Source organism: Saccharopolyspora taberi (assembly GCF_039534165.1).
Taxonomy (GTDB): domain Bacteria; phylum Actinomycetota; class Actinomycetes; order Mycobacteriales; family Pseudonocardiaceae; genus Saccharopolyspora_D; species Saccharopolyspora_D taberi.
In genome coordinates this window covers 185,683-209,622 of sequence record NZ_BAAAUX010000016.1, presented here as the reverse complement: position 1 = coordinate 209,622, position 23,940 = coordinate 185,683, and the positions used below count along the sequence as shown (strand labels likewise).

The following is a 23,940-nucleotide window of genomic DNA, read 5'->3' as shown; positions in this document are numbered from 1 at the left end:
CGCCGCGACCCGGGATCAGGGCAGGCGGGTCACCAGGTCCGCGACGTCCACCCGGTGGCCGGTGTAGAACGGGATCTCCTCGCGCACGTGCAGCCGCGCCTCGGTCCCCCGGAGGTGGCGCATGAGGTCCACGATCCGGTGCAGCTCGTCGGCCTCGAAGGCGAGGATCCACTCGTAGTCGCCGAGCGCGAACGAGGCGACCGTGTTGGCCCGCACGTCCGGGTAGTCCCGGGCCTCCATGCCGTGGTCCTTGAGCATCGTCCGGCGCTCGTCGTCGGGCAGCAGGTACCACTCGTAGGAGCGGACGAACGGGTAGACGCAGATGTACTTGCGCGGTTCCTCACCGGCCAGGAACGCCGGGATGTGGCTCTTGTTGAACTCCGCCGGGCGGTGCAGCGCGACGTTGCTCCACACCGGCTCCGAGGACTGGCCCAGCGGCGTCTCCCGGCGGAAACCGGTGTAGGCGGCCTGCACTGCCTCGACGTCGGCCGCGTGCCACCAGATCATGAAGTCCGCGTCGGCGCGCAGCCCCGACACGTCGTAGACCCCCCGCACCACGACACCGGACTCCTCCAGCGAGTCGAGGTACTCCTTGGTCCGCAGCGCGGCCTTCTCCCGCTCCTCGGGCAGGGCTCCCTGCTCGATCCGGAAGACCGACCACATGGTGTAGCGGATCGTGTCGTTGAGTTCGGAATAGTTCAGGCGCGCCATGGCCCCCATGGTCCCACCAGCGGGGGATCAGCCCGCCAGGAGGTCCCGCGTGATCTTCCTCGCGGCCTGCTCACCGGTGGCCACGCAGGCGGGCACGCCGACGCCGTGCAGCGCGGCCCCCGCCAGCGCCAGGCCGGGCACCTCGCCGACGGCGCGCTCGGCGCCCGCGACGACGTCCAGGTGCCCGACGCCGTACTGCGGCAGCCCGCCGCCCCAGCGCACGACCGCCGAGTCCACCGGTTCGGCGGTGATCCCGGTCAGCTCCGCCAGATCCGCGCGCACCCGGCGCAGCAGCTCGTCGTCGGTCAGCCGCAGCTCCTCGCCGAACCGGCCGACCGACCCGCGGACCAGCCACTCGCCGCCGGCACCGCGCAGGTGCGGCCACTTGCGGCTGGAGAACGTGAACGCCTTCGCGGTGAACGGCGTGCCGTCGGCGTGCTGCTCGCCGCGCCCGATCAGCACGCCCGACGCCTCCGGCAGCTCGGTCGAAGGCGGCAGTGCCAGCCCCACCACGACCATCGACGCCAGCTCGACCGCGCCCAGCCGGTCGGCCGCCTCCGGCACCGGTCCGGCCAGCAGCCTCCGGGCGGACGGCGCGGGCACCGCGAGCACGACCGCGTCGGCGTCGACGGCCTCCGGGCCGGGTGCGGCGCCGATCTCCAGCCGCCAGCCGGTGCCCTGCCGGGTCAGCGACCGCACCGGGAGCCCGAAGCGGACCCGCGCGTCGCAGGCCGCCACGAGCGCGTCGACGAGGCGGCGGTAGCCGCCGCCGAAGGCGCCGAAGACCGGTGGCTTCGGCCCGCCGCTCGGCGCGGGCAGCGCCGCCGCCGCGGCAGCGGTGACCGACCCGGCGCCCGCGTCGAGGGCGGCGGCCAGCGCGGGAACGGTGGCGCGCAGGCTCAGCAGGTCCGCGTTGCCCGCGTACACGCCGCCCAGCAGCGGCTCGACCAGCCGGTCGACGATCTCGTCACCGACCCGCTGCCGCAGCAGCCCGCCGACCGAGACGTCGGCTCCGGCCAGGTCGACCGGCGGGAGGTCGGCTTCGGCGAGCAGCGCGGCGAGCCCGCGTTCGGACAGCACGTCGCGCACCGAGTCGGCCGACGCGGGCACGCCCATCACGGTCCCGCCGGGCAGCGGAAGGGTCCGCCCGCCCGCCCGGACGGTCGCCGAGAACCCGCCAGGGTGCACGACGTCGTCGCGGACGCCGAGCTCCTCCGCGAGGGCGAGGACCTCCGGCCTGCGGGCCAGGAACGCCTCCGCGCCGAGGTCGTAGCCGACCCCGGCGAGGTCGACGGTGCGGAGCTTGCCGCCGAGCCGGTCGGACTGCTCGAACAGGACGATCTCGGCGTCCGCCCCGAGCTCGCGGCGCAGCCGGTGGGCGGCGGCCAGACCGGCGGCGCCGCCGCCGACGACCGCGATCCGGCGTCCCACCGCTACCGCCGGGTGATCGAGTGCACGAGCTCGACGACCCGCGTCAGCACGGTCGGGTCGGTGCTCGGCAGCACGCCGTGGCCGAGGTTGAAGATGTGGCCGCCCGCGGCCTCGCCCTCGGCGAGGATCCGGCGCACCTCGCGCTCCACCGCGTCCCACCCGGCGAACAGCACGGCCGGGTCGAGGTTGCCCTGGACCACCGGCGCGTCCCTGCCCGGCTCGGCGTCGCGCAGCCGCTGCGCGGCGGTGTCCAGCGGGATCCGCCAGTCGACGCCGACGACGTCGGCGCCCGCCGAGCGCATCGCGCCCAGCAGTTCGCCGGTCCCGACCCCGAAGTGGATCTTCGGCACGTCCCACTCGGTCAGCGACTCGAAGATGCGGCGGCTGTGCGGCAGGACGAACTCGCGGTAGTCGCGCAGCGAGAGCGCGCCTGCCCACGAGTCGAACAGCTGCAGCGCGTCGACCCCGGCGGCCAGCTGCACCTGCAGGAACGTCAGGGTCGTATCGGCCAGCTTCTCCAGCAGCGCGTGCCAGGTCCGCGGCTCGGAGTGCATGAGCGCCTTGGTGCGCTCGTGGTTGCGGCTGGGGCCGCCCTCCACCAGGTAGGACGCCAGCGTGAACGGCGCGCCGGCGAAGCCGATCAGCGGGGTGCGGCCCAGCTCTGCCAGCAGCAGGCCGATCGCGTCACCGACCGCACCGACCTGCTCGGGCGCGAGCTGCGGCAGCGCCGCGACGTCGGCGGCGGTGCGCACCGGCTCGGCCACCACCGGTCCGGTGCCCGCGACGATGTCGAGGCCGATCCCGGCGGCGTGCAGCGGGAGCACGATGTCGCTGAACAGGATCGCGGCGTCCACGCCGTGCCTGCGGACCGGCTGCGCGGTGATCTCGCAGACCAGGTCCGGCGTCAGGCAGGACTGGAGCATCGGGACGCCCTCGCGCACCTTCCGGTACTCCGGCAGCGAACGGCCTGCCTGCCGCATGAACCAGACCGGCGTGTGCCGGGGCGTTTCGCCGCGCGCGGCGGCCAGCAGTGGGGCGTCGGCGAGGTCCCGGCGGGCCGAGACCGGAGCGGAGTTCGTCATCGATGTCCGTTTGAGAGTCCGGTGATGTCGGTAGAAGTCCGGAGGCTTCCGCGGGCCGGAGCAGCGGAACCGGCTCGCCGCGCCATCCTCTCACGCCCGCCGGAACGCCCTGCCGCCGCCGCTCTTGATCTTTCCCGGGCGCTGTCGGCGTGGCAGCGGCGCGGCGCGAGCCGGGACGCCTACAGTGCAGCGTTGTGACGGAGATGTCGGTAGCGCCCGAGGTTTTCCGGCAGGCAGTTGCCGCTCTGAAGTCGTCCCGCCCGCGCAGGGAGATCGAGCTCAGCGAGGTGGGGCCGCCCCGGCGGCTCGCGCCCTGGGCCCATGCGCTGGCCGCGGAGGCCACCGGTCCGGCGGGCGAGTTCGCGACCGCCCGGCTGGTGCTGCTGCACGACCCGGAGGGCCAGGAGTCGTGGAACGGCGTGCTGCGCCTGGTGGTCTACCTGCGGGTCGAACTGGACCCGGAACTCGCGACCGATCCGCTGCTGCCCGCGGTGGGCTGGTCCTGGCTCACCGACGCACTGGAGGACACCGGGGCGGCGTACACGGCGCTGGGCGGAACCGTGACGCTGACCTCGTCGGCGAGGTTCGGCGACATCGCCGGACCGGCGCGCAGCCACGACCTCGAACTGCGGGGCTCGTGGACGGCCACCGACGCCGAACTCGCCTCGCACGGCGCGGCGTTCCACGAGCTGATGGCGAGCGCGGCCGGACTTCCACCCGAAGGAGTGTCGATGCTCGGCCCCCGGTCGGCTGACGCCGGCGGGCTCGGCTGATCAGGTCCACATCCGCCGAAAACCAGTCGCGTTGCGTGACGACCAGGCTACTTTCCGCTAGTTTCGTGGCTCGAGGCGCTCCGGGGCCGAACTCCCCGGGATGCGACACGCCGAGCGCGCGGAGTTGTTCCCGAGGACTTCTCAGGCAGCACGAAATAGTTGGTTCCGCAACTTCTTCACGATGCGCAACCTATTAGTGTCGTTCGGACGCGCGGCTACGTTAGCGAGATCGCTTACAGTCACCCGATTGAGCGATGCAATCATGTTCGGGTAACAACTCGATCGGGATACATACCCGATTGATCGTCCCGCTGACCCGCTTGGGCGGTTACGCTGCCCCCGACGACACCACTTTCGGTCGATCAGTGGCGCGGCTGATTGGTCGAGAGTCCCGGTGCCGGTCGGGGGGCACGACCGACTCCAGGGAGGTAGTGACGTGGCTGCCGTCGGCTTAGGTCAGGCCGCTCGAACCACGCCTGCCGGCGCTTTGCCGGCCAACATGGTCCCGCACCCGCGGGAAGAGCTGTTCACGGTGCTCGTGGTGGACGACCATCCGCTGCTCCGGGAGGCCATCGCCGCCCGGCTGCTGCAGATGGGCGCCGGCACGGTGCACGAGGCCGCATCGATGGCCGAGGCCAGGGCTCGCGCCCTGGCGACCGGTCCGTGCGACCTCGCCATCCTCGATCTCGGACTCCCCGATGGGACCGGCATCGACCTGGTTACCGAACTGCGTACCCAGGGCTGGCCGCGGATCGTGGTGCTCGCTTCGTCCGATGACCCCTATGCGGTCCGGGCCGCCTTCCAGGCAGGTGCGCAGGCGTACCTGCTGAAGTCGGCCTCGCCCATGGTGGTCACCGACGGGGTGCGCCGCGTTCTCGACGGCGGCGTGTATGCCGATCCCAGCGTCGCCCCGGTGCTTGCCGCGGGCACGCGGGTTCCGGGAACCGACAACACCCCCCCGGGAACTCTCCGGGCGGGAGGTCGAGGTGCTCCAACTCGTGGCCGACGGCCGATCCAACAAGGAGATCGGCGAGGCCCTGAACCTGTCCGCGCTCACGGTGAAGAGCCACCTGTCGCGGATCGGGCGCAAGTTGGGCACCGGGGATCGGGCGCAGATGGTCGCGCTGGCGATGCGCGCCGGAGTGATCAGATGACCGTCTGAAAACCGCTGAGGCGGGTGCGTCCGAACGCACCCGCGTCACCAACGCCGGTGCGGTCGGCCCCGGCGAGCTCGGGCAGTCCACCCCACGACGAGGACCGGAGCACGTAAGGTCTGATGGCCGTGGAAGCTGCTAGCCCCGAGTCCGCCGGGACCGGTCGTCCGGATCCGGTGTTGCTGACCGAGCCTGCCGACGGCGTGCCGCCGGTGGTCGACTCCCCTGTCGCACTGCAAACCGCTGCTGCCGCACTGGCCGCGGGAACCGGTCCGGTCGCGGTGGACACCGAAAGAGCCTCGGGTTACCGCTACTCGCAGCGGGCGTACCTGGTGCAGCTCCGCCGGGAGGGCGCCGGAACGGTGCTGGTGGACCCGGTGGCGCTGGAAGGCGCGCTGGAGCCGCTGGTGGCGGCGCTGGACGGCACTGAGTGGGTGCTGCACGCGGCGTCGCAGGACCTGCCGTGCCTGGCGGAGCTGAACCTGCACCCGGCGCGGCTGTTCGACACCGAACTCGCGGGCAGGCTGGCCGGCTTCGACCGGGTTTCCCTCGGTGCCCTGGTCGAGCGCATGCTCGGCTACCAGCTGGAGAAGGGGCACAGCGCCGCGGACTGGTCGCGGCGGCCGTTACCCGGTGACTGGCTCGCGTACGCGGCGCTGGACGTGGAACTGCTGGTCGCGCTGCGCGACGCGATGCACGACGAGCTGGAGCGGCAGGACAAGCTGGACTGGGCCTGGGAGGAGTTCGAGGCGGTCCGCACCGCTGCCCCGGCACCGCCGCGCGCCGAACCCTGGCGCCGCACCTCCGGCATCCACCGGGTGCGCAGCCCCCGGCAACTGGCCGCGGTCCGCTCGCTCTGGGAAACCCGCGACACCGTGGCCCGCGAACGCGACATCGCGCCCGGCCGCATCCTGCCGGACTCCTCCATCGTGCAGGCCGCCCAGGCCAATCCGAAGACCGAGGCCGAGCTGACCGCGCTGCCCGTCTTCGGCGGCAGGCAGCAGCGCCGCCGCGCCTCGATGTGGCTGCACGCGCTGCGGATCGCCCGCAAGCTCGGCGCCGACGAGCTCCCGGTGGCCTCGCCGCCCAACGACGGTCCGCCGCCGCCGAACCGGTGGGCCGACCGCGATCCGGCCGCCGCCGCGCGGCTGGCCGCGGCGCGGACCGCGCTCTCGGAGATCTCGGAGAAGCACCAGGTTCCGACCGAGAACCTGCTGCTGCCCGACCTGGTTCGGCGCACCTGCTGGACGCCTCCCGAGGACATCGGCGAGGACTCGGTCGCCGCGCTGCTGCGCGAGAAAGGCGCCAGGGAGTGGCAGATCGCGCTCACCGCGGGCGCGCTTAGCACCGCGCTGCACGCGGAGCCCGCGGAGAGCGAGTAGTTACGGCCTGCGGCCGAGGTAGGCGAGTAGGCGGTCCTGATCGGAGGCGTCCTCCCCGACGGTGACCTCGGGGCCGCAGACGCCCTCGCGCCGGATGTTGTCGCCGAGCGCGAGGGCGTCGGCGTGGACGCGCTTGACCTCCGCCGCGGGCAGCGTCTCGTCCTGGCCGGTGGCCCGCGCGAGGTCCCAGCCGTGCACGAGCAGGTCGAAGCAGACGAACCGGTCGATCGTCGCCTCGGCGGTGGTGCGCCCGAGAAGGCCGTCGTACTCCTTGCCCGCCCGCGCCGGGTCTTCGAGGAGGTCCTGGACGGTGTCGCGGGCCTCGGCCCACGCCCCGGCCGGATCGTCGTCGACGGACTTCTCGAGCGTGATCACCAGTCCGGCCCACGAGGGCAGATCGCGGTGGACTTCCACGACGTGGCGCAGGACGTCCCGCGCCGTCCAGCCCTCGCAGGGCGATGGCGACTCCCAGGAACCGGCCGGTGCGGACTCGACGCGGCGGGTGAACTCTTCGGCAAGCGCGCGGTAGCGCTCGGAGCTGTCGGTCATGCCGTCAGAGTCACATCGAGGACCGACAGACTCGAACCGGAGACCGACGGCGGGACTGATCAGAGTGTGAGACAACAGACATGACCGGCCAGCTGGTTACCCACGGGTAATAAGCGCTAGAGTGCCGTTACCGGCCGGTAGCGGACTTCCGCCCGCCGAGGCACAAACCACCACCACCGAGTGAGGAGCACGCCGTGGCCGCACCTGCGTCGGCAGCCGCCGACACGCGCAGCGCAGCACGTGCTGTTCGGGACGTGGTCTTCGTCGACGGCGTCCGCACGCCGTTCGGCAAGGCCGGCTCGAAGGGCCTGTACGCCGAGACCCGCGCCGACGACATGGTCGTCAAGGTCATCCGGGAACTGCTGCGGCGGCACCCCGAACTTCCGCCGGAGCGCATCGACGAGGTCGCCATCGCCGCGACCACCCAGACCGGCGACCAGGGCCTGACCATCGGCCGCAGCGCGGCCCTGCTTGCCGGGCTGCCCAAGTCGGTGCCCGGCTTCGCCATCGACCGCATGTGCGCGGGCGCGATGACCGCCGTGACCACGGTCGCCAGCGGCATCGCCTTCGGCGCCTACGACGTGGTCATCGCGGGCGGCGTCGAGCACATGGGCAAGCACCCGATGGGCGAGGGCGTGGACCCGAACCCGCGCTACGTCGCCGACAAGGTCGTCGACCCGTCGGCGCTGGTCATGGGCTCCACCGCGGAGAACGTCCACGACCGCTACCCGAGCCTGACCAAGCAGCGCACCGACGCCTACGCCGCGCTGAGCCAGCAGCGCTACGACGACGCCGTGCGCGCGGGCAAGATCAGCCCGGACCTGGTGCCGGTGTCGACCCGCTCGGCCGAGCAGGGCTGGGGCCTGGCCACCGCCGACGAGCCGCCGCGGCCGGGCACCACGGTCGAGGCGCTGGCCGGTCTCAAGACCCCGTTCCGCCCGCACGGCCGGGTCACCCCGGGCAACGCCGCCGGCCTCAACGACGGCGCCACCGGCTGCCTGATCGCCGACGCCGACACCGCCCGCGAGCTGGGCCTGCCGGTCGGCATGAAGCTGGTCGGCTACGCCTTCGCCGGGGTCGAGCCGGAGGTCATGGGCGTCGGTCCGGTGCCCGCGACCGAGAAGGCGCTGGCCAGGACCGGGCTGTCGATCAGCGACATCGGCCTGTTCGAGATCAACGAGGCGTTCGCCGTGCAGGTGCTGGCCTTCCTGGAGCACTTCGGCATCGCCGACGACGACCCGCGGGTCAACCCGTGGGGCGGCGCGATCGCCTGCGGCCACCCGCTGGCGTCCTCCGGCGTCCGGCTGATGACCCAGCTGTCCCGGCACTTCGCCGAGCACCCCGAGGTCCGCTACGGCCTGACCACGATGTGCATCGGCTTCGGCATGGGCGGAACGGTCATCTGGGAGAACCCGAACTACACCGAGGGAGGCGCGAAGTGACCGACGCAGACTTCGCATCGTTGTTCCCGGACGAGGTGGTGACCAAGGCGTTCACCCGCCTCCTGGACGTCCCGGGGCTGTCCGGCAAGCTCGCGCTGATCACCATCGACAACGGCCACGACCACACCCGGCCGTCGACCTTCGGCCCCGGGGGTCTGGCCAGCCTGAACGCCGCGCTGGACGAGGCGTTCGCCGCCGAGCCCGCGGCCATCGCGGTCACCGGCAAGCCGTTCGTGTTCGCCGTCGGCGCCGACCTCAGCGGCGTCAAGCAGATCGCCGAGCGCCGGCACGCGCTGCAGGTCGCCCAGACCGGGCACGACGTGTTCCGCAGGCTCACCGAGTCGAAGATCCCGACCTTCGCCTTCGTCAACGGCGCCACCCTGGGCGGCGGCCTGGAGCTGGCGCTGTCCGCGCAGTACCGGACGGTGTCGGCGGGCGCGGGCGCGATCGCGTTCCCGGAGTGCTTCCTGGGCCTGTTCCCGGGCTGGGGCGGCACGCAGCTGCTGCCGAACCTGATCGGCGCGGACGCCGCGGTGACCGTGATCATCGAGAACGCGCTGAACCAGAACAAGATGCTCAACCCGGCCAAGGCCACCGACCTGGGCATCTTCGACGTCCAGCTCGACAGCGCCGACTTCCTGGAGGAGTCGCTGCGCTGGGCGGTCCGGGTGCTCAACGGCGAGGAGACCGTGCAGCGGCCGGAGATCGACCGCGGCCAGGCGTGGGACGACGCGGTCAACCGCGCCAAGGGCATCGTCGAGGCCCGCACCCACGGCGCCTCCCCCGCCGTGACCAGGGCCGTCGAGCTGATCGAGCTGGCCCGCGACAACGACCTCGACGCCGGCTACGCGGCCGAGACCGAGGCGCTGGCCGACGCGCTGATGTCCGACGAGCTGCGCTCCGGGCTGTACTCGTTCGACCTGACCCAGAAGCGCGCCAAGCGCCCGGCGGGCGCGCCGGACAAGTCGCTGGCCCGCGAGGTCAAGAAGGTCGGCGTCGTGGGCGCCGGTCTGATGGCCGGGCAGCTGGCGCTGCTGTTCGTGCGCCGCCTGAAGGTGCCGGTGGTCATCACCGACATCGACCAGGCCCGCATCGACCGGGGTGTGGGCTACATCCACGGCGAGATCGACAAGCTGGCGGGCAAGGGCAGGCTCTCGCCCGACGAGGTCAACCGGCTCAAGGCGCTGGTCACCGGCTCGCTGGACAAGGCAGCGTTCGCCGACGCCGACTTCGTGATCGAGGCCGTCTTCGAGGAGATGTCGGTCAAGCAGAAGGTGTTCGCCGAGCTGGAGGAGCACGTCTCGGCCGAGGCGATCCTGGCGACCAACACCTCGTCGCTGTCGATCACCGAGATGGCCTCGCAGCTGCGCAACCCCGAGCGGGTGGTGGGCTTCCACTTCTTCAACCCGGTCGCGGTGCTGCCGTTGCTGGAGATCGTGCGCGGCGAGAAGACCGACGACGGTGCGCTGGCCACCGCGTTCTCGGTCGGCAAGCAGCTGAAGAAGTCCTGCGTGCTGGTCAAGGACGCCCCGGCGTTCGTGGTCAACCGGCTGCTCACCCGGTTCATGGGCGAGGTCATCGCGTCGGTGGACGAGGGCACCCCGTTCGAGGTGGCCGACCGCGCGCTGACCCCGCTGGGGCTGCCGATGAGCCCGCTGGTGCTGCTCCAGCTGGTCGGCCCGGCGGTCGCCCAGCACGTCAACCACACCATGCACGACGCCTACCCGGACCGGTTCGGCATCAGCGAGAACCTCCAGCGGTTCGTCGACGCGGGCAAGACCGCGGTGTGGCAGTGGGACGACAAGGGCAACCAGACCGTCGACCCCGAGGTCGCGGCGCTGTGGCAGCAGGGCGACAGCCCGTCCACCGAGGAGCAGGTCCGCGAGCGGGCGCTGAAGGCGCTGGCCGAGGAAGCGCGGATCATGCTCGACGAGGGCGTCGTGGCCGAGGCGCAGGACCTCGACCTGTGCATGATCCTCGGCGCGGGCTGGCCGTTCTGGCTCGGCGGCATCACGCCGTACCTGGACCGGTCGGGCGTGTCCGAGCAGGTCACCGGCAAGCGGTTCCTCGACCGGGGCGTGGCCAGCGTGCCCGCCTGAGGCGATCGAGTCGCGGGGCCGGGGCGGTCTTTTCCGCCCCGGCCCTTTCGCTTTCGGGGTGACGCGAGGACGGCTCACGCCTCGAACTGATCGAAGGGCACTGGCTCGTGACCCCGCTTCCGAGCGGTCAGCACCAGTGGGCGAAAGGCGAGATCATCGCGCAACCGCACGGCGCTCGTTCCGGACTTCGTCATCCTGGACGCCAAGCCGCTGGGCAACTCCTTCCCCGCGAGCAACGTTCTTCTGGAGCGTGGCCCAGGATCGCGGCGGTCCCACCGAACTCGCCGCCTACCGGCTCGACCAGGACCGGTACACCTGCGACGTGACCGCCAAGGCCGGTCAGGGTCCGGCGACCGTCACCGCGAGCCCCGTGCCGGTCGACATCGACATCGCCGCCCTGCGGCTGTAGCGCCTCACGGCGCCGCGGGCAGCTCCACGTTCACCGCCAGGCCGCCTCCGGCGACCGGCTCCGCCCACACCCTCCCGCCGTGCGCGGCTGCCGCCGCGCGCACGATCGACAGGCCGAGCCCGGCGCCGGTGCGGGCGGTGCGCTGCACCCCGGCGCGCCGGAACGGCTCGAACAGCGCCTCCACCTGGTCGGTGGCGATCTCCGGGCCGGACGAGACCACCCGCAGGATCGTCCACTTCGGACCGCTTCCGGTGGCGATCCGCACCCAGCCGCCGTCGACGTTGTGCCGCACGGCGTTCTCCACCAGGTTGCCCGCCACCCGCTCCAGCAGCGCCGGGTCGCCCACCGCGAGCGCGGGCTCGTCGCAGCACTCGATCCGCAGTCCGCGCTGCGCCGCCTCGGTGGCCACCGCGCGCAGGGCGCGGCCCGCGACCTCGGTGAGGTCGACCGTCTCCCGGACCGCCAGTTCCACCCCTTCGGTCCTGGCCAGCAGCAGCAACGCCTCCACGAGCCGCTCCGCCCGCGCCGTCGCCTCCCGGACCACACCTGCCATCCGGCGCAGCTCCGCCTCGTCGGCGTCCGGGTCGGCGAGGGTGACCTCCAGCTCGGTGCGGATCACCGACAGCGGGGTCCGGAGCTCGTGGCTGGCGTTGGCGACGAAACCGCGCTGCGAGTCGAAGGCCGCTTCGAGGCGGTCGAGCATCGCGTCGAAGGTGTCGGCGAGCTCGGCGACCTCGTCGCGCGGCCCGCTGAGCTCGATGCGCTCGTCCAGCGACTCGGCCGACAGCCGCCGCGCCGACTCGGTGACCTCGTGCAGCGGGCGCAGCACCCGGCCGGTCACCGTCCACGCCAGCACCGCGGCGGCCAGGACCACCGCGACGAACGCGATCCCGCCGACCAGCAGCACCTGCTCCCGCGCCGAGGTGCGCAGCGCCTCGCCGAGCTGATCGGCCGGGACGTCGACGCCGTGCACCCGCACCAGGCTTCCCTCGGGCAGCCTCGGCACCGCCGCGACCACGTTGCCGACCAGCAGCCAGCCCAGCCACAGCAGCAGCGCGGCGACCCCGGCGACCAGGCCGGTGGCCAGCAACGTGATCCGCAGGCGCAGCCCGGGCCCCCGGCGGGCGAGCACGTCAGCCCCGACCGGCGGAGGGCACGCGGTAGCCGGAACCGACGACGGTCTCGATCACGCCCGGCTCCCCCAGCTTCTTGCGCAGGGTCATCATCGTGACCCGCACCGTCGTGGTGAACGGGTCGGCGTTCTCGTCCCAGACCCGCTCCAGCAGTTCCTCCGAGCTGACCACCGCGCCGCCCGCGCCGAGCAGCACCTCCAGCACGCCGAACTCCTTGCGGGTCAGCTCGATCTCCCCGGCCGACCGCGACACCGTGCGGCGGGCCGGGTCCAGCTCCAGGTCGTCGGCGGTCAGCAGCGGCGGCACCGCGGGCGTGGCGCGCCTGCCCAGCGCGCGCACCCGCGCGGTCAGCTCGGGGAAGGCGAACGGCTTGGCGAGGTAGTCGTCGGCGCCCAGCGACAGGCCCTCGACCCGGTCGGCGACCGTGCCGCTGGCGGTCAGCATGATCACCCGGGTCAGCTCGCCGGAGGAAACCACCGCCCGGCACAGCTCGTCACCGGACATCCGCGGCAGATCGCGGTCGAGCACGATCACGTCGTACCGGGTGATCGCCGCCTTCTCCTGCCCGCTCTCCCCGTCGTAGGCGACGTCGACGGCCATGCCCTCTCGGCGCAGGCCCCTGGCGATCGCGTCCGCCAGGGGCTGCTCGTCCTCCACCACCAGGATTCGCACGCCGTTCAGCCTGCCACAGGGAGATGGTCAGCCTGCGCGGGGAGATCCGGGGGCCGGGCGGGATCCGCGCTTACGCGCGGATGGCGCCTTGCGCCACGTGCGGCCCCATCGGGGGCCGCACGCAACCCGCGACCCACTCCGTCACGCGGCGGGCGATGTCCTGCTCGGTCAGGCCGAGGTCGCTCAGCACCTGCTCGCGGGAGGCGTGGTCGAGGAACCGGTTCGGCACCGCCAGGTCGCGCAGCGGCACGTCGATCTCCCGGTCGCGCAGCGCCGCCGCGAGCATCCAGCCGAAGCCGCCGTGCCTGCCGCAGTCCTCCAGCGTCACCACCAGGCTGTGCTCGGCGGCCAGGTCGACCACGGCCTCCGGGACCGGCACCACCCAGCGCGGGTCCACCACGGTCACGCCGATGCCCTGCGCCGCCAGCCGCCTCGCGGCGGCCACGCCCAGCTCGCCGAACGCGCCGACCGCGGCCAGCAGCACTTCCGCGCGCTCGCCCGCGGACCGGTGCAGCACGTCGACCCCGTCGATCCGCTCGACCGCCGGGACCTCCTCGATCACCGAGCCCTTCGGGAACCGCAGCACGGTCGGTCCGTCGTCGACCGCGACCGCCTCCCGCAGCTCCTCGCGCAGGGTCACCGCGTCGCGCGGCGCGGCGACCCGGATGCCCGGGACCGCGCCCAGGATCGACAGGTCCCACATGCCGTTGTGGCTCGCGCCGTCGTCGCCGGTGATGCCGGAGCGGTCCAGCGTCACCGTGACCGGCTGGCGGTGCAGCGCCACGTCCATCAGCAGCTGGTCGAACGCGCGGTTGAGGAACGTCGAGTACACCGCGAACACCGGGTGCAGGCCGCCCATCGCCATGCCCGCGGCCGAGGTCATCGCGTGCTGCTCGGCGATGCCGACGTCGAAGCAGCGCTCCGGGTAGGCGTCGGCGAACTTGATCAGCCCGGTCGGGCCCAGCATCGCGGCGGTGATGGCCACGACGTCGGAGCGCTCGCCGCCGATGCGCACCAGCTCGTCGGAGTAGACGTCGGTCCAGATCTTCGGGGCGGGCTTGGTCGGCAGCCCGGTCTCCGGGTCGATGACCTTGACCTGGTGCATCTGCTCGGCCTCGTCGTTCTCCGCGGGCGCGAAGCCGTTGCCCTTGCGGGTCACCGCGTGCACGATCACCGGACCGCCGAACGCCTTGGCCATCGACAGCGCGTACTCCATCGACCGCAGGTCGTGGCCGTCGACCGGGCCGAGGTACTTGATGCCCAGGTCGGAGAACATCACCTGCGGGCTGAGCGCGTCCTTGATGCCGCTCTTCGCCGCGTGCAGGCCGGTGTACAGGGACCTGCCGACGACCGGGAGGTTCTGCAGGGTGCGGCGACCGCTCTCCAGCGCCCGTTCGTAGGCGGGCTTGAGCCGCAGGGCCGCCAGGTGCTCGGCGAGACCGCCGATCGTCGGCGCGTAGGAGCGGCCGTTGTCGTTGACAACGATGACAACCGGGCGTTCGGGGTCCGCGGCGATGTTGTTGAGCGCCTCCCAGCACATGCCGCCGGTCAGCGCGCCGTCACCGACCACGGCGACCGCGTGCCGGGACTCGCGGCCGAGCTGGAACGCGCGGGCCAGGCCGTCGGCGTAGGACAGCGCGGTGGAGGCGTGGCTGTTCTCGACCAGGTCGTGCTCGCTCTCGGCGCGGGACGGGTAGCCGGAGATCCCGTCGCGCTTGCGCAGCCGGTCGAAGCCCTCCTGGCGGCCGGTGATCATCTTGTGCACGTACGCCTGGTGCCCGGTGTCGAACACCACGGCGTCGCGCGGGGAGTCGAAGACCCGGTGCACGGCGAGGGTTAACTCGACCGCCCCCAGGTTCGGGCCGAGGTGCCCACCGGTGCGGGAGACCTTCTCGATCAGGAAGGACCGGATCTCAGCGGCCAGCCGGGCCAGCTCACCGTGCTCCAGGCGCTTGATGTCGGCCGGACTGTGCACGGACTCCAGCAGCGTCACCGCTTCACCTCGCTTGTCTCGCCGGGGCTAGTTTTCCGGGCATGCGGTTCCGACCAGTCTACGGAGCGTCCCAAAGCCGGGCGGTCACGGTCGTGCACGACGCCCGTGACCAGCGGATCGGCCGGAGAGGGGCGCGCGGGCCGGTCGCACACGGTCAGCCCGCACGTTCCAGCAACGCGATGCACTCGACGTGGTGCGTCATCGGGAAGGCGTCGAACGCCTCCAGCTCCGCCAGGCGGTAGCCGTTCTCGGCGAACAGGCCGACATCGCGCGCCAGCGCGGCCGGGTCGCACGCGACGTGGACGACCCGGGCGGGCCGCTGCGCGCACACCGCCTCGACGACGTCCCGCCCGGCGCCCTTGCGCGGCGGGTCCAGCACCACCACGTCCGGTGCGGGCAGGCCGGCGACGACGTCCTCGACCATGCCCACCCGGAAGTCCACCTGGAGCAGGTCCCGGAGGTTGGTCACGGCGTCCTCGACGGCCCGCCGCGACGACTCGACCAGCACCACCGCCCCGGTCGGCCCGACCTGCTCGGCGAGCCCGGCCGCGAACAGCCCGACCCCGCCGTAGAGGTCCCACGCGACCCCGCCCTCCGGCGCCGCCGCCATCCGGGACACGACCTCGGCGAAGGTGTCCGCCGCCGCGGTGTGCACCTGCCAGAACCCGTGCGCGGCCAGCTGCCAGGACCGGCCCGCGGCCTCCTCGCGCGCCACCCCGCTGCCCTTGACCCGGCGGGCGGTGCGGGACCGGCCGCGGCTGCGGTCGTGGGCGGTGACGTGGACCTCGGCGTCGGCATCGGCGGCCACCTCGACCTCCGCGCCCGGCCGCCACTTGCGCGAGGTCACCTCGCGCACCGCGTCGGCGACCGTGATCGGGCAGTCCGCTGCCGGGACGACCCGGTGGCTGCGGTGCGCGCGGAACCCGGCGCGCCCGTCGCGGTCGACCGCCAGCCGGGCCCGGCCGCGCCAGCGCAGCAGCCCGCCCGGCAGCTCCCGGACCACGACCTCGCGGTCGATCCCGGCGATCCGGCGCAGCTGCTCGGCGACCACCGCCGCCTTCAGCTCCCGCTGCGTCGGCCCGGAGGCGTGCTGCCAGTCGCAGCCGCCGCAGCGGTCGCGTCCGCGCGCGATGTCGGCGAGCGGGCACGGCGGCTCGACCCGCCCGGGGGCCGCGGTGCGGATCTCCACCGCGTCGGCCCGGCAGAACCCGCGACCGGGGTCCTCGGTGACCTCGGCGACCACGACCTCGCCGGGCAGCGCGTGCCGGACGAACACGACCCGGCCCTCGTACCTGGCCACGCAGTGCCCGCCGTGGGCGACCGGGCCCACCTCGACCTCCAGCCGCCTACCGGTCCAGTCCGGCTTGTCCGTCACCGCTTCCCGTTCCCCTTCGAATTCGTGTCTTCCAGCCCGCGCCGCACCGCGCCGGGCACGGCCACCGGACGGTGGCTGACCCGCTGCGACGACTCCAGCTGCCACGGCACGCTGGTGACCATCACGCCGGGCTGGAACAGCAGCCTGCTCTTGATCCGCAGCGCGCTCTGGTTGTGCAGCAGCTGCTCCCACCAGTGCCCCACGACGTACTCGGGGATGAACACCGTGACCACGTCGCGGGGGCTGTCCCGCCGGATCCGCTTGACGTAGCCCAGCAGCGGCCTGGTGATCTCCCGGTACGGCGACTCCAGGACCTTCAGCGGCACCGGCAGGTCCTCGGCCTCCCACTTGGCCACCAGCGCCCGGGTGTCCTCGTCGTCGACGTTGACCGTCACGCCCTCCAGCTCGTCCGGCCGGGTCGCCCGCGCGTAGGCGATCGCCCGCATCGTCGGCAGGTGCAGCTTGGAGACCAGGATGATCGCGTGGTTGCGCGACGGCAGGACCGCGTCGACCTCCTGCTCCTGCAGCTCCTCGGCGACCCGGTCGTAGTGCTTGCGGATCGCGGTCATCAGCAGGTAGATCGCGGCCATCGCCGCGATGGCGATCCACGCACCCTTGGTGAACTTCGTGACCAGCACGATCACCAGCACGCTCGCCGTCATGAACAGGCCGAACGAGTTGATCAGCTGCGACCGGCGCATCCGCCGCCGCTGCGCCGGGTCGGTCTCGGTCCGCAGCAGCCGGTTCCAGTGCCGGATCATGCCGCTCTGGCTGAGCACGAACGACACGAACACCCCGACGATGTAGAGCTGCACGAGCCGGGTGACCTCGGCGTCGAAGGCCAGCACCAGCACGATCGCGCTGGCCGCGAGGAACAGGATGCCGTTGGAGAACGCGAGCCGGTCGCCGCGGGTGTGCAGCTGGCGCGGCAGGAACCGGTCCTGCGCCAGGATCGAGCCGAGCACCGGGAAGCCGTTGAACGCGGTGTTGGCCGCCAGCACCAGGATCAGGCCGGTGAAGAACACCAGGTAGTACACGGCGGGCGGGAAACCGCTGAAGACCGCGTTGGCCAGCTGGGCCACCAGCGTCTTCTGCACGTAGTCCGCGGGCGCGCCCGCGAGCTGGTGCTGGGGGTCCTCGGCGACCTGGGCGCCGGTCATCCCGGCCAGCACGATCAGGCCGAGGAACATCGTGATCGCGATCCCGCCCATCAGCGCCAGCGTGGTGGCGGCGTTGCGGGACTTGGGCTTGCGGAAGGCGGGCACGCCGTTGCTGATCGCCTCGACGCCGGTCAGCGCCGCGCTGCCGGAGGAGAACGCGCGCAGGATCAGGAACACGAACGCGACCCCGGCCATCTGGGACTCCTGCACCAGGTGGAAGTCGGCGCTCTCGGCGCGCATCTCCTGGCCGAGCACCAGGCCCCGGAACAGCCCGACGCCGAGCATGCCGATGACCCCGATGACGAACGCGTAGGTCGGGATCGCGAACAGCGAACCGGACTCCTTGACGCCCCGCAGGTTCATCGCGGTCAGCAGCACGATCGCGCCCACCGCGAACAGGACCTTGTGGGTGGCCACGAACGGGATGACCGACCCGATGTTGGCCGCGGCCGACGAGATCGACACGGCCACGGTGAGGATGTAGTCGACCAGCAGCGCGCTGGCCACCACCAGCCCCCAGCGCGGCCCGTGGTTGACGGTGGCGACCTCGTAGTCGCCACCACCGGACGGGTAGGCGCGCACGTTCTGCCGGTAGGACGCGACCACCGTGGCCATCACGATGGCGACCACGATCCCGATCCACGGGCTGAACGCGTACGCGGACAGGCCCGCGACCGACAGCACGAGCAGGATCTCCTCCGGCGCGTACGCGACCGAGGACATCGCGTCCGATGCGAACACCGGGAGCGCGATCCGCTTGGGCAGCAGCGTGTGGGCAAGGCGGTCACTGCGGAACGGCCTGCCGACGATGAGGCGCTTCGCGGCGATTGCGAGCTTCGACACGGCCAAGAGCGTAGGCGCAACCGGCCGCCGGGTGGCGAGCGCGGCGGGTCGATGCGTGCCCACGTCACATCGGCGGCCCCTACGGGCGCCTCCCGGGCGGACTCTCCGGGTAGGGTGCACCAGCCCGTCCGGGCGGGAACCGTCGAGAAGCGGTCACGGACCGCTTGTTCCGGGTACCGTCACGCTGGCACGGCGACCGGCACGGCGGCGATGCGCAAACCCTTGGAACAAGGAGACAGCTCGTGCACGTGGTGATCATGGGTTGCGGCCGGGTCGGGGCTTCCCTGGCCGCGGCCCTGCAACGGCTCGATCACACCGTGGCCGTTGTGGACAAGAACCCCCAGGCGTTCCACCGCCTCGGCCGCGACTTCCACGGACAGCAGATCACCGGCAACGGCTTCGACCGCGACGTGCTGATCGAGGCCGGGATCGAGAAGGCCGCCGCGTTCGCCGCGGTGTCCAACGGCGACAACTCCAACATCGTCGCGGCCAGGGTGGCCCGCGAGACCTTCGGCGTCGAACACGTGGTGGCCCGGATCTACGACCCGAAGCGGGCCGAGGTCTACCAGCGGCTGGGCATCCCCACCGTGGCCACCGTCCCCTGGACCACCGACCGGTTCCTGCGGATGCTGCTGCCGGAGGGCGTGGCCACCGCCTGGCGGGAACCGTCCGGTGCGGTGGCCGTCCTGCAGCTGCCGCTGCACGACGGCTGGGTCGGGCGGCGGATCACCGAGCTGGAGGCCACCACCGGCGCCCGGGTCGCCTTCGTCATGCGGTTCGGCAACGGCATCCTGCCCGACCCCAAGACCGTCATCCAGGCCGACGACACCGTCTACGTCGCGGCCCTGTCAGGCACCGTCACCGACGTCACCGAAGCCGCTCGGCAGGCACCCGAGGAGAGCGAATAATGCGGATCGCGATCGCCGGGGCCGGCGCGGTCGGCCAGTCCATCGCACGGGAACTGGTCGACGGCGGCCACCAGGTGATGCTCATCGAGCGCAGCCCGGACAACTACCACCCGAAGAACATCCGCGAAGCGGAGTGGGTGCTGGCCGACGCCTGCGAGCTGGCCTCGCTGGAGGAGGCCGGGATCGAGTCGTGCGACGTCGTCATCGCCGCCACCGGTGACGACAAGGTCAACCTGGTCGTCTCGCTGCTGTCCAAGACCGAGTTCGCGGTGCGGCGGGTGGTGGCCCGGGTCAACGACCCCCGCAACGAGTGGCTGTTCACCGACGCGTGGGGCGTCGACGTCGCGGTGTCCACCCCGCGGATGCTGGCCGCCGGGGTCGAGGAGGCGGTCAGCGTCGGCGACCTGGTCCGGCTGATGACCCTGCGCCAGGGCCAGGCGAACCTGGTCGAGATCACGCTGCCGGACAACACGCCGCTGGCGGGCCGCCGGGTCCGCGACCTGAAGCTGCCCGCGGACGCCGCCCTGGTGACGATCCTGCGCGGCGGCAGGGTCATCGTCCCGCAGCCCGACGACCCGCTGGAGGCGGGCGACGAGATGCTGTTCGTCGCCTCCGACGACGTCGAGCAGGCGATCCGGTCCGTGGTCCACGACCGCGCCGAACCCTCCTGACCCCGCTCCGGCAAGCCGAAAGCGGCCACCGCGCACTCGCGGTGGCCGCTTTCGGCTCAGTGCTTCCGGGAGCTCAGCTCACCGAGGGGTTGGACCGCAGCGCGCCCTCCACGGGCTCCGCCTCGGCCTCCTCCTCCGCGATCTTCGACGCCCGGCGGATCGCCCACACCGTCACGATCAGCGCCAGCCCGGTCAGCGGGTAGCCCATCGCGATCCGGGCGAAGGCCAGCCAGCCGGTCTCGTCGCTGACGTAGAGCCACTGCTGGACGACGAACTTCGCCGCGAACACCAGCGTCCACGCCAGCGTCGCCAGGTCGTAGCCGATCATGGCCCGGCGGTTGCGCCGCCAGGAGAAGCCGAGGCCGTTGAGCGCGGACCAGGCCACGCCGACCAGCGGCCAGCGGGCCACCATCGACGCCAGGAACACTCCGCCGTAGACCAGGCTCGTCCAGATGCCCAGCAGGAAGAAGCCCTTCGCCTCGCCGGAGCGGTAGGCGATGAACGAGCACACCGCCACCCCGATCACGCCGGAGATCGCCGGCTGCACCGGCTCCCTGCGGACCAGCCGGACGACCGCGATCGCCACCGCGACCCCCACGGCCGACCAGATCGCGGCCGTCAGGTTGCCCAGCGTGTTGACCAGGACGAAGACCACGATCGGGACCGAGGAGTAGGCGAGGCCGCTGACCCCGCCCATCTGCTCCAGCATGGTCTTCTCGGCCGCGGCCGTCTTGTCGGCACTCGTGGGCACGTCGGATTCGGCGTCGGCGGGGACGTGGCTCCCGGATGCCGATGCGTTGCTTTCGCTCATGCGGTGTTCTGCAACTCGTAGTAGGGGTTGTACAGCACCTTGCGGCCGTCGCGGACCGCGATCCGGCCCCGGGCCTTGATGGTGCGCCCGGGCTCGATGCCGGTGATGCGGCGCCTGCCCAGCCAGACCAGGGTGACGCCTTCGGTGCCGTCGAACAGCTCGGCCTCCAGCGTGGGTGCCGAAGCCTTGGGCGACATGCCCACGCTGCGCACCCGGCCGAGCACCACGGCTTCCTGACCGCACTCGCAGTCGCAGGCGCGCTGCGCGCCCCCCGCCTGCGAGCGCTCCGAGAGGTCGTCCGCGTCGAGCTGGCCGACATCGCTGGTCAGACGGTGGAGGAGGCGGCGCCAGTAGCCGCTTCCGGTCTTGCTCATCTAGCGCTCCCGTGCGCCTCGGGGCTCGACTTCGCAGCCCGTCCGACTCCAGCGTAGCCCGCTGGAGGGGCCCCGGTCGCCACCCCGGCGACAATTGGACCTTGACCGCTCGATCGGATCATTTCCGATCACGCACCGGCTAGTTCTGCGACAGCGCGAGAGCACCGCCGAGCCCGATCAGGGTGGTGCCGCTGGCGACCTGCTGGCGCCTGCGCCAACGCGGGTCGCTCGCGATCCGGCTGGCCAGTGGACCCGCGAACGCCGCCACCAGCAGGTCCGCGACCAGCGTGAACACCACGAAGACCAGCCCGAGGGCGAGGAAGGCCAGCGTCTGCGACCCGCGGTCGGGGTGCACGAACTGCGGGATGAATGCCAGGAAGAACATCGCGGTCTTCGGGTTGAGCACCTCGGAGACGAAGCCCTGCACCACCGCGGAGCGGTCGGACCGGACGCCCTCCCCCGGTTCGGGAACCCCGCCCGAGCGCAGCTCCCACAGCGCGCGGACCCCGAGGTAGACGAGGTAGGCGGCGCCGACGAACTTCAGCACGGTGAACGCGACCGCGGACGCGGCGAGCAGCGCCGAGAGCCCAACGGTGGCGGCGAGCACGTGCATCGAGGCGCCCAGGGAGTTGCCGAGCGCCGATCGCACGCCCTCGCGGCGCCCACCGCCGATGCTGCGGGCGAGCACGTAGAGGATTCCGGGACCGGGGGCGAACGCGATCAGCAGGGCCGCACCGAGGTACAGCCACCATTCCTGGGCAGTGGGCACGGCGCCACTCTAGTCATCGGGGCGCCGCGCCCCGGCGCGAGCGTCAGCCGGACTGCTGACCGTTGGCCTGGCCCTGCTGCGCCTGCTGGATGTGCCGGGCGATCGCCTCCGGCAGCTGGATCGCCAGCGGGGTGCGGACCGGCATCGGCTCCTCCCCGCGCACCACGACCGTCTCGTCGAGCACCGCGTAGAGCAGCTTCGCGCAGTCCTTGGCGTGCTCGGCCGGACCCGCGGCCACCCCGCGCAGCAGCCAGCGCGGGCCGTCGACGCCGACGAACCGCAGCGCCGCCTTCGGCGAGTCGGCCACCAGTTCCGAACCCCAGTCGCCGTCCTCGGTGTGCACCCGCGCGCCGTCCTTGCGCAGCTGCTCGCCCAGCTCCTTGCTGACCTCCGGCCACAGCGGCGCGGACTTCGGCGCCGCGAACGCGCTGACGGTCAGCCTGCCGAACTGGGTCACCAGGTGCACCGCCCGGACCGGTCCGGACGGGTCGACCTCCACCTGCAGCTGCCCGCCTTCGGGCACCGGCACCCGCACCGAACCGAGGTCGAGCCGCTCGACGCCGTCGTCGGGCGCCTCGGACTCGTCGTACGGTCCGCCGGGCACGGAGTCCGCGGTCTCGCCGATGACCTGCTCGTCGTCGACCGGTTCGGTGCCGGCGGCCTCATCCCGCCGCCGACGTCCCCATCCGAACATCCCCTCAGACCTCCGTCCTGTGATCGGCCCCGGCGTCCGCCGGCGCCGTCAGCACCTCGTGCCCGCCGGTGGAGCCATATCCCCCGGCGCCTCGCTGCGACTCTGGCAGCTCGTCCACCTCGTGGAAAACAGCGTGCTCCACCTTCTGCACCACCAACTGGGCGATGCGGTCGCCCCGCCGGAGCGACAGCGGTTCCACCCGATCATGGTTGATCAGGCAGACCTTGATCTCACCCCGGTATCCGGAGTCGACGGTTCCAGGTGCGTTGACCACGCTCAAGCCCGCGCGCGCGGCGAGTCCCGAACGCGGATGCACGAAACCGGCGTACCCCTCGGGCAGCGCCACCGCGACCCCGGTGCCGACGAGCGCGCGTTCTCCGGGCTGCAGGACGACGTCGCTGGTGGTGACCAGATCGGCGCCCGCGTCGCCCGGTTTGGCGTAGGACGGGAGCGGAACATCGGGATCGAGGCGGGTCAGCAGGACCTTCACGTTCGGCACGGGCCGCGAGACTACCCTGAACCCGTGCAGGAAAGCGTGGAAGCAGCGATTCCCGCCGGGGACACCCCCGGCCAGGGGAACGGGGAGGGCCGCCCGGTGTTCCGTGAGCGCCTCTATGCGTCGTGGTGGACCTGGCCGCTGCCGCTGGTCGGGGCCGTCCTCATGTCGGCCCAGGTGCACATGGGCTATCCGGGTGTGCGGGCCTGGCTGCCGTACGTGGTGCTGGTGCCGCTGGCGATCGCGATCCCGCTGTGGCTCGGGCGCACCAAGGTGGAGGTCCGCGACGGGGAGCTGTGGGCGGGTGACGCGCACCTGCCGCTGCGCTTCGTCGAGGACGTCGAGGTCGTGCCTGCCGCGGACAAGCGGCGCGCGCTGGGACCGGACCTGGATCCGGCGGCGTTCGTGGTGCAGCGCCCGTGGGTGCCGACCTCGGTGCGGGTGTGGCTGGACGACGAGGACGACCCCACGCCTTACTGGGTCGTCAGCACCCGCAGGCCGGAGGAACTGGCCGCGGCGCTCAAGCGGGGCTGAACCCGCCCGAAGGACATCAGCGCCCGGAAAGCACCGACTGGGCACCCGCCGCGCGCGTGTGCCCAGTCGTTCGTTCTCCGGCTCGGCGCCGGACCGGTATCAGGCCGCGCAGTCGCGGCAGATGGGCTGGCCGTTCTTCTCCTCGGCCAGCCGGCTGCGGTGGTGCACCAGGAAGCAGCTGGAGCAGGTGAACTCGTCCGCCTGCTTCGGGAGGACCTTGACGGTCATCTCCTCGCCCGACAGATCGGCCCCCGGGAGCTCGAAGTTCTCCTGGATCGCCCCTTCGTCCTCGTCGACGACGCCGGATTGCTCCGTGTTCCGCCGCGCCTTCAGCTCCTCCAGCGAGTCCTCGGCCAGCTCGTCGGACTCGCTGCGACGCGGAGCGTCGTAGTCGGTCGCCATCGTGTTTCACCCCTGCGATATGTGGAGACTGCATGGTGTGCCGCTGGTAAACGTTCCAGGGCCCGGATTTGTG

Annotated in this window: 23 protein-coding genes and 1 pseudogene; 9 read left to right on the top strand and 15 right to left on the bottom strand. The window is 72.3% G+C overall.

Features of this window, described 5'->3' with window-relative positions:
- Positions 1-15 precede the first annotated feature (15 nt).
- The 3 genes from hemQ to hemE are packed head-to-tail and all read right to left on the bottom strand — an operon-like array spanning position 16 to position 3,224.
- Positions 16-711: a hydrogen peroxide-dependent heme synthase gene (gene hemQ / locus ABD691_RS19820; RefSeq protein WP_344681835.1), complete on the bottom strand. Its 696-nt coding sequence runs from the start codon at positions 709-711 to the stop codon at positions 16-18.
- A 27-nt stretch (positions 712-738) separates the two neighbouring features.
- The gene (gene hemG, locus ABD691_RS19815) at positions 739-2,142 is read right to left on the bottom strand and encodes a protoporphyrinogen oxidase (RefSeq protein ID WP_344681833.1); all 1,404 of its coding nucleotides are present in this window, start codon (positions 2,140-2,142) and stop codon (positions 739-741) included.
- Positions 2,143-2,144: 2 nt separating this feature from the next.
- A complete protein-coding gene (gene hemE / locus ABD691_RS19810) occupies positions 2,145-3,224 on the bottom strand; it encodes a uroporphyrinogen decarboxylase (protein ID WP_344681831.1) in 1,080 nt (359 codons plus the stop codon).
- Positions 3,225-3,418: 194 nt separating this feature from the next.
- Between hemE and ABD691_RS19805 the strand changes: the two genes are divergently transcribed.
- From ABD691_RS19805 to ABD691_RS19795, 3 genes and pseudogenes are all read left to right on the top strand, one after another.
- Positions 3,419-3,997, top strand: coding sequence for a DUF3000 domain-containing protein (locus ABD691_RS19805; RefSeq protein ID WP_344681830.1), 579 nt, complete (start codon positions 3,419-3,421; stop codon positions 3,995-3,997).
- 436 nt (positions 3,998-4,433) lie between these two features.
- Positions 4,434-5,151, top strand: a pseudogene (locus tag ABD691_RS19800) (response regulator).
- A gap of 122 nt (positions 5,152-5,273) precedes the next feature.
- On the top strand, positions 5,274-6,533 hold the full coding sequence (locus ABD691_RS19795; protein ID WP_344681829.1) for an HRDC domain-containing protein: 1,260 nt from the start codon (positions 5,274-5,276) through the stop codon (positions 6,531-6,533).
- Here ABD691_RS19795 and ABD691_RS19790 read toward each other — a convergent pair whose 3' ends face one another.
- On the bottom strand, positions 6,534-7,082 hold the full coding sequence (locus tag ABD691_RS19790; protein WP_344681827.1) for a TIGR03086 family metal-binding protein: 549 nt from the start codon (positions 7,080-7,082) through the stop codon (positions 6,534-6,536). It abuts the gene before it with no gap.
- A gap of 194 nt (positions 7,083-7,276) precedes the next feature.
- Here ABD691_RS19790 and ABD691_RS19785 point away from each other — a divergent pair, with 194 nt between their 5' ends.
- The 3 genes from ABD691_RS19785 (at position 7,277) to ABD691_RS19775 (ending at position 11,032) form a co-directional block, all read left to right on the top strand.
- Positions 7,277-8,524 carry a thiolase family protein gene (locus ABD691_RS19785; protein WP_344681825.1) on the top strand — a complete coding sequence of 416 codons (1,248 nt, stop codon included), beginning with the start codon at positions 7,277-7,279 and terminating at the stop codon, positions 8,522-8,524.
- A complete protein-coding gene (locus ABD691_RS19780; protein WP_344681823.1) occupies positions 8,521-10,623 on the top strand; it encodes a 3-hydroxyacyl-CoA dehydrogenase NAD-binding domain-containing protein in 2,103 nt (700 codons plus the stop codon). The genes ABD691_RS19785 and ABD691_RS19780 overlap by 4 nt, the downstream gene beginning before the upstream one ends.
- A 250-nt stretch (positions 10,624-10,873) precedes the next feature.
- Complete coding sequence (locus ABD691_RS19775; RefSeq protein ID WP_344681822.1) at positions 10,874-11,032, top strand: hypothetical protein; 159 nt, start codon at positions 10,874-10,876, stop codon at positions 11,030-11,032.
- Positions 11,033-11,036: 4 nt separating this feature from the next.
- Here ABD691_RS19775 and ABD691_RS19770 read toward each other — a convergent pair whose 3' ends face one another.
- The 5 genes from ABD691_RS19770 to ABD691_RS19750 all read right to left on the bottom strand — a co-directional run bounded on the left by ABD691_RS19770 (position 11,037) and on the right by ABD691_RS19750 (position 18,208).
- On the bottom strand, positions 11,037-12,164 hold the full coding sequence (locus ABD691_RS19770) for a sensor histidine kinase (RefSeq protein ID WP_344681820.1): 1,128 nt from the start codon (positions 12,162-12,164) through the stop codon (positions 11,037-11,039).
- A gap of 1 nt (position 12,165) precedes the next feature.
- Positions 12,166-12,837 carry a response regulator transcription factor gene (locus ABD691_RS19765; protein ID WP_344681818.1) on the bottom strand — a complete coding sequence of 224 codons (672 nt, stop codon included), beginning with the start codon at positions 12,835-12,837 and terminating at the stop codon, positions 12,166-12,168.
- 70 nt (positions 12,838-12,907) lie between these two features.
- Positions 12,908-14,830 (bottom strand): 1-deoxy-D-xylulose-5-phosphate synthase, encoded by a 1,923-nt coding sequence (dxs, locus tag ABD691_RS19760; RefSeq protein ID WP_344681816.1) that lies wholly within the window; start codon positions 14,828-14,830, stop codon positions 12,908-12,910.
- A gap of 154 nt (positions 14,831-14,984) precedes the next feature.
- Positions 14,985-16,205 carry a class I SAM-dependent RNA methyltransferase gene (locus tag ABD691_RS19755; protein WP_344681814.1) on the bottom strand — a complete coding sequence of 407 codons (1,221 nt, stop codon included), beginning with the start codon at positions 16,203-16,205 and terminating at the stop codon, positions 14,985-14,987.
- Entirely contained in the window at positions 16,202-18,208 is a 2,007-nt protein-coding gene (locus tag ABD691_RS19750; RefSeq protein WP_344681812.1) for an APC family permease, read from the bottom strand. The genes ABD691_RS19755 and ABD691_RS19750 overlap by 4 nt, the downstream gene beginning before the upstream one ends.
- A 242-nt stretch (positions 18,209-18,450) precedes the next feature.
- Here ABD691_RS19750 and ABD691_RS19745 point away from each other — a divergent pair, with 242 nt between their 5' ends.
- Together ABD691_RS19745 and ABD691_RS19740 are read left to right on the top strand one after the other, a co-directional pair.
- Positions 18,451-19,116 (top strand): potassium channel family protein, encoded by a 666-nt coding sequence (locus ABD691_RS19745; protein ID WP_344681810.1) that lies wholly within the window; start codon positions 18,451-18,453, stop codon positions 19,114-19,116.
- The gene (locus tag ABD691_RS19740) at positions 19,116-19,787 is read left to right on the top strand and encodes a potassium channel family protein (RefSeq protein ID WP_344681808.1); all 672 of its coding nucleotides are present in this window, start codon (positions 19,116-19,118) and stop codon (positions 19,785-19,787) included. The genes ABD691_RS19745 and ABD691_RS19740 overlap by 1 nt, the downstream gene beginning before the upstream one ends.
- Before the next feature lie 73 nt (positions 19,788-19,860).
- On the opposite strand, the gene ABD691_RS19735 is transcribed toward ABD691_RS19740, so the two are convergent.
- From ABD691_RS19735 to dut, 5 genes are all read right to left on the bottom strand, one after another.
- Complete coding sequence (locus ABD691_RS19735; protein WP_344681806.1) at positions 19,861-20,598, bottom strand: DUF3159 domain-containing protein; 738 nt, start codon at positions 20,596-20,598, stop codon at positions 19,861-19,863.
- Positions 20,595-20,972 (bottom strand): OB-fold nucleic acid binding domain-containing protein, encoded by a 378-nt coding sequence (locus tag ABD691_RS19730; RefSeq protein ID WP_344681804.1) that lies wholly within the window; start codon positions 20,970-20,972, stop codon positions 20,595-20,597. The genes ABD691_RS19735 and ABD691_RS19730 overlap by 4 nt, the downstream gene beginning before the upstream one ends.
- A 139-nt stretch (positions 20,973-21,111) precedes the next feature.
- Entirely contained in the window at positions 21,112-21,741 is a 630-nt protein-coding gene (locus tag ABD691_RS19725; RefSeq protein ID WP_344681802.1) for a LysE family translocator, read from the bottom strand.
- A 43-nt stretch (positions 21,742-21,784) separates the two neighbouring features.
- Positions 21,785-22,435: a DUF3710 domain-containing protein gene (locus ABD691_RS19720; RefSeq protein ID WP_344681800.1), complete on the bottom strand. Its 651-nt coding sequence runs from the start codon at positions 22,433-22,435 to the stop codon at positions 21,785-21,787.
- Between the two features lie 4 nt (positions 22,436-22,439).
- A complete protein-coding gene (gene dut, locus ABD691_RS19715) occupies positions 22,440-22,934 on the bottom strand; it encodes a dUTP diphosphatase (protein WP_344681798.1) in 495 nt (164 codons plus the stop codon).
- 24 nt (positions 22,935-22,958) lie between these two features.
- Between dut and ABD691_RS19710 the strand changes: the two genes are divergently transcribed.
- Positions 22,959-23,465 (top strand): DUF3093 domain-containing protein, encoded by a 507-nt coding sequence (locus ABD691_RS19710; protein WP_344681797.1) that lies wholly within the window; start codon positions 22,959-22,961, stop codon positions 23,463-23,465.
- A gap of 99 nt (positions 23,466-23,564) precedes the next feature.
- Here ABD691_RS19710 and ABD691_RS19705 read toward each other — a convergent pair whose 3' ends face one another.
- Entirely contained in the window at positions 23,565-23,867 is a 303-nt protein-coding gene (locus ABD691_RS19705) for a DUF4193 domain-containing protein (protein ID WP_344681795.1), read from the bottom strand.
- Positions 23,868-23,940 lie beyond the last annotated feature (73 nt).

Bases quoted from the DNA above. Each gene is read 5' to 3' on its own strand.
- hemQ (WP_344681835.1), bottom strand. From the start codon at position 711: ATGGCGCGCCTGAACTATTCCGAACTCAACGACACGATCCGCTACACC.
- ABD691_RS19730 (WP_344681804.1), bottom strand. From the start codon at position 20,972: ATGAGCAAGACCGGAAGCGGCTACTGGCGCCGCCTCCTCCACCGTCTG.
- ABD691_RS19740 (WP_344681808.1), top strand. From the start codon at position 19,116: ATGCGGATCGCGATCGCCGGGGCCGGCGCGGTCGGCCAGTCCATCGCA.
- ABD691_RS19705 (WP_344681795.1), bottom strand. From the start codon at position 23,867: ATGGCGACCGACTACGACGCTCCGCGTCGCAGCGAGTCCGACGAGCTG.
- hemE (WP_344681831.1), bottom strand. From the start codon at position 3,224: ATGACGAACTCCGCTCCGGTCTCGGCCCGCCGGGACCTCGCCGACGCC.
- ABD691_RS19790 (WP_344681827.1), bottom strand. From the start codon at position 7,082: ATGACCGACAGCTCCGAGCGCTACCGCGCGCTTGCCGAAGAGTTCACC.
- ABD691_RS19720 (WP_344681800.1), bottom strand. From the start codon at position 22,435: ATGTTCGGATGGGGACGTCGGCGGCGGGATGAGGCCGCCGGCACCGAA.
- ABD691_RS19795 (WP_344681829.1), top strand. From the start codon at position 5,274: ATGGCCGTGGAAGCTGCTAGCCCCGAGTCCGCCGGGACCGGTCGTCCG.
- ABD691_RS19735 (WP_344681806.1), bottom strand. From the start codon at position 20,598: ATGAGCGAAAGCAACGCATCGGCATCCGGGAGCCACGTCCCCGCCGAC.